Annotated in this window: 2 protein-coding genes; both read left to right on the forward strand. The window is 59.6% G+C overall.

Going from position 1 to position 2,881, the window contains the following annotated elements:
- Positions 1-147: 147 nt before the first annotated feature.
- Positions 148-909, forward strand: coding sequence for a secretin N-terminal domain-containing protein (locus tag PMI31_RS25360; protein WP_008022230.1), 762 nt, complete (start codon positions 148-150; stop codon positions 907-909).
- A gap of 476 nt (positions 910-1,385) precedes the next feature.
- Complete coding sequence (gene aceA, locus PMI31_RS25365; protein WP_008022232.1) at positions 1,386-2,711, forward strand: isocitrate lyase; 1,326 nt, start codon at positions 1,386-1,388, stop codon at positions 2,709-2,711.
- The last annotated feature ends 170 nt before the right edge of the window (positions 2,712-2,881 follow it).

The raw sequence follows: 2,881 nt of genomic DNA on the forward strand, positions 1-2,881 counted from the left end.
GAGCATGCTCGCGATGGGCGTGAACGATAATGCTGGAAGCCTGACACCCCGCGGCGTTCTCAAGACCATCGCGAGCAAGCTCGCTCCTACAAACCCAGGGCCGACAAAGTGGCAACATCAAGCCCTTAGAACGCGGAGATAACGGACATGTCCCTACGCACCCTGCTCACTACCCTGCTGCTCGGCTGCAGTTTTTCGGTGATGGCTGCCACAGAAATCATCCCCCTCCAATACCACACCAGCACCGACCTGCTGCCCGTGGCGCAGGATTTCGTCGGCAAGGAAGGCCAGGTCAGCGCCTACGGCAGCCAACTGATTGTCAACGCCGATCAGCGCAAGATCGACGAACTTAAAGCCCTTCTTTCGCAACTCGACACGGCACCCAAGCGGCTGCTGATCACCGTCGATACCAGCGACAGCAACTTCCAGGGTAACCAGGGTCAAGCGGTGAACGGCGCCAAGCCAGGCCAGACCCGCATCATCAACTACAGCACCGACAGCCGCGACGGCGGCATTCAGCAGGTTCAGGCCAGCGAAGGCGCACCGGCCCTGATCCAGGTCGGCCAGAGCGTGCCGATCACCAGCAGCCAGAGCGATTCCTATGGCGGCTACAGCAGCCAGACCGAGTATCGCAATGTCACCCAGGGTTTCTACGTCACCGCAAACGTCACCGGCGACATCGTTCACCTGTCGATCAGTACCAACCGTGACCGCATGAGCCAGGAACGTCCCGATGTAGTGAACGTGCAAAGCACCGACACAACCGTCACCGGCCACCTCGGCGAGTGGATCCTGCTGGCCGGGGTCAATGGCCAGACCCAGGCCGATAAACAGGGCCTGACCCGCAGCTACTCGACCCAGAGCCGCAACGACATGACTTTGCGGGTGAAAGTCGACACCCTGGACTAAAGCACCAAAAACTGACTGACGAGTCGTATTAGACCAAAGATGTAGTGCTCGAAAAAAAGCACTACAAAACGTTTGACGAGCCAAAAAAGCGAAGGCATGATGGCCTCGCTCCCGCTAATCAGGGGCCCTGGCAAGGGCCTTCGAGGCGATGTTCGCAACCTACCCCCGCGAACCGCTTCGTGTCTGTACCGCCCACAAGGTGTGTTTGACGAGGTTGTCGACTGGAACGAAGTTGTCCCGAGGGACGGAAGCGTAATTAGGTAACCCGGCAGCACACTGATGTTCGTACCAAGGCCCACGACGCCCGAATGCGCCCGCAGTTCGCCTTTACCTGCTCACTTCCCCTCGAGCCGATCGTTCATCCCGTCGCCCTCCCCGCCGAATCCGACCTGACCGCTTAAGCCTCTGGTCAGCGAGCGCAGGAATTTTCCACCGCAGAACAACTTTTCATAAAGACGCGACGAGGTTTATCTCCCATGGCACTGACACGCGAACAGCAAATTGCAGCCCTCGAAAAAGACTGGGCTGAGAACCCGCGCTGGAAAGGCGTGACACGCACTTACTCCGCTGCTGACGTCGTCCGCCTGCGTGGCTCGGTTCAACCTGAGCACACTTTTGCAAAAATGGGCGCCGAGAAGCTGTGGAACCTGGTCACCCAGGGTGCCAAGCCGGCCTTCCGTCCTGAGAAAGATTTCGTCAACTGCATGGGCGCCCTGACTGGCGGCCAGGCTGTACAACAAGTCAAAGCCGGTATCCAGGCGATCTACCTGTCGGGCTGGCAAGTGGCTGCGGACAACAACTCCGCCGAATCGATGTACCCGGACCAGTCGCTGTACCCGGTGGACTCGGTTCCTACCGTGGTCAAGCGCATCAACAACGCGTTCCGTCGCGCCGACCAGATCCAGTGGAAAGCCGGCAAGAACCCGGGCGACACAGGCTACATCGACTACTTCGCACCCATCGTGGCTGACGCCGAAGCCGGTTTCGGCGGCGTACTGAACGCTTACGAGCTGATGAAGAGCATGATCGAAGCAGGCGCCGCCGGCGTTCACTTCGAAGACCAGCTGGCTTCCGTGAAGAAATGCGGCCACATGGGCGGCAAGGTACTGGTTCCTACCCAGGAAGCCGTACAGAAGCTGACCGCTGCCCGCCTGGCGGCTGACGTTGCCGGTACTCCGACCATCATCCTGGCTCGTACCGACGCCAACGCCGCTGACCTGCTGACTTCCGACTGCGACCCGTACGACCAGCCATTCGTGACTGGCGAACGTACCCAGGAAGGTTTCTACAAGGTTCGTGCCGGTCTGGACCAGGCCATCGCTCGCGGCCTGGCCTACGCGCCGTACGCCGACCTGATCTGGTGCGAAACCGCCAAGCCGGACCTGGAAGAAGCCCGTCGCTTCGCTGAAGCGATCAAGAAGGAATACCCGGACCAACTGCTGTCCTACAACTGCTCGCCTTCCTTCAACTGGAAGAAAAACCTGGACGACGCGACCATCGCCAAGTTCCAGCGCGAACTGTCCGCCATGGGCTACAAGCACCAGTTCATCACCCTGGCCGGCATTCACAACATGTGGCACAGCATGTTCAACCTGGCGCACGACTACGCCCGCAACGACATGACTGCCTACGTGAAGCTGCAAGAGCAGGAATTCGCCGACGCTGCCAAGGGTTACACCTTCGTGGCTCACCAGCAGGAAGTGGGCACCGGCTACTTCGACGACATGACCACCGTGATCCAGGGTGGCTCGTCTTCGGTAACCGCACTGACCGGTTCGACCGAAGAAGAACAGTTCCACTGATCGGCTTCGCTTGAGATATCAGCCGTTGCGGACCGGATAAAAAGCTAACCGCAACGCTGCACATCTGACGCCCCGACTGGTTCGGGGCGTTTTTTTTGCCTGCGATTCAACAAACACCGCCCCCCCCCTGTAGGAGCGAGCCTGCTCGCGATGGTGGTCAACGATGACGC

The sequence above is a fragment of the Pseudomonas sp. GM55 genome (assembly GCF_000282395.1).
Classification (GTDB): domain Bacteria; phylum Pseudomonadota; class Gammaproteobacteria; order Pseudomonadales; family Pseudomonadaceae; genus Aquipseudomonas; species Aquipseudomonas fluorescens_CC.

Excerpts from the sequence above, each read along its gene's own strand:
- PMI31_RS25360 (WP_008022230.1), top strand. The coding sequence starts at position 148 with ATGTCCCTACGCACCCTGCTCACTACCCTGCTGCTCGGCTGCAGTTTT.
- aceA (WP_008022232.1), top strand. The coding sequence starts at position 1,386 with ATGGCACTGACACGCGAACAGCAAATTGCAGCCCTCGAAAAAGACTGG.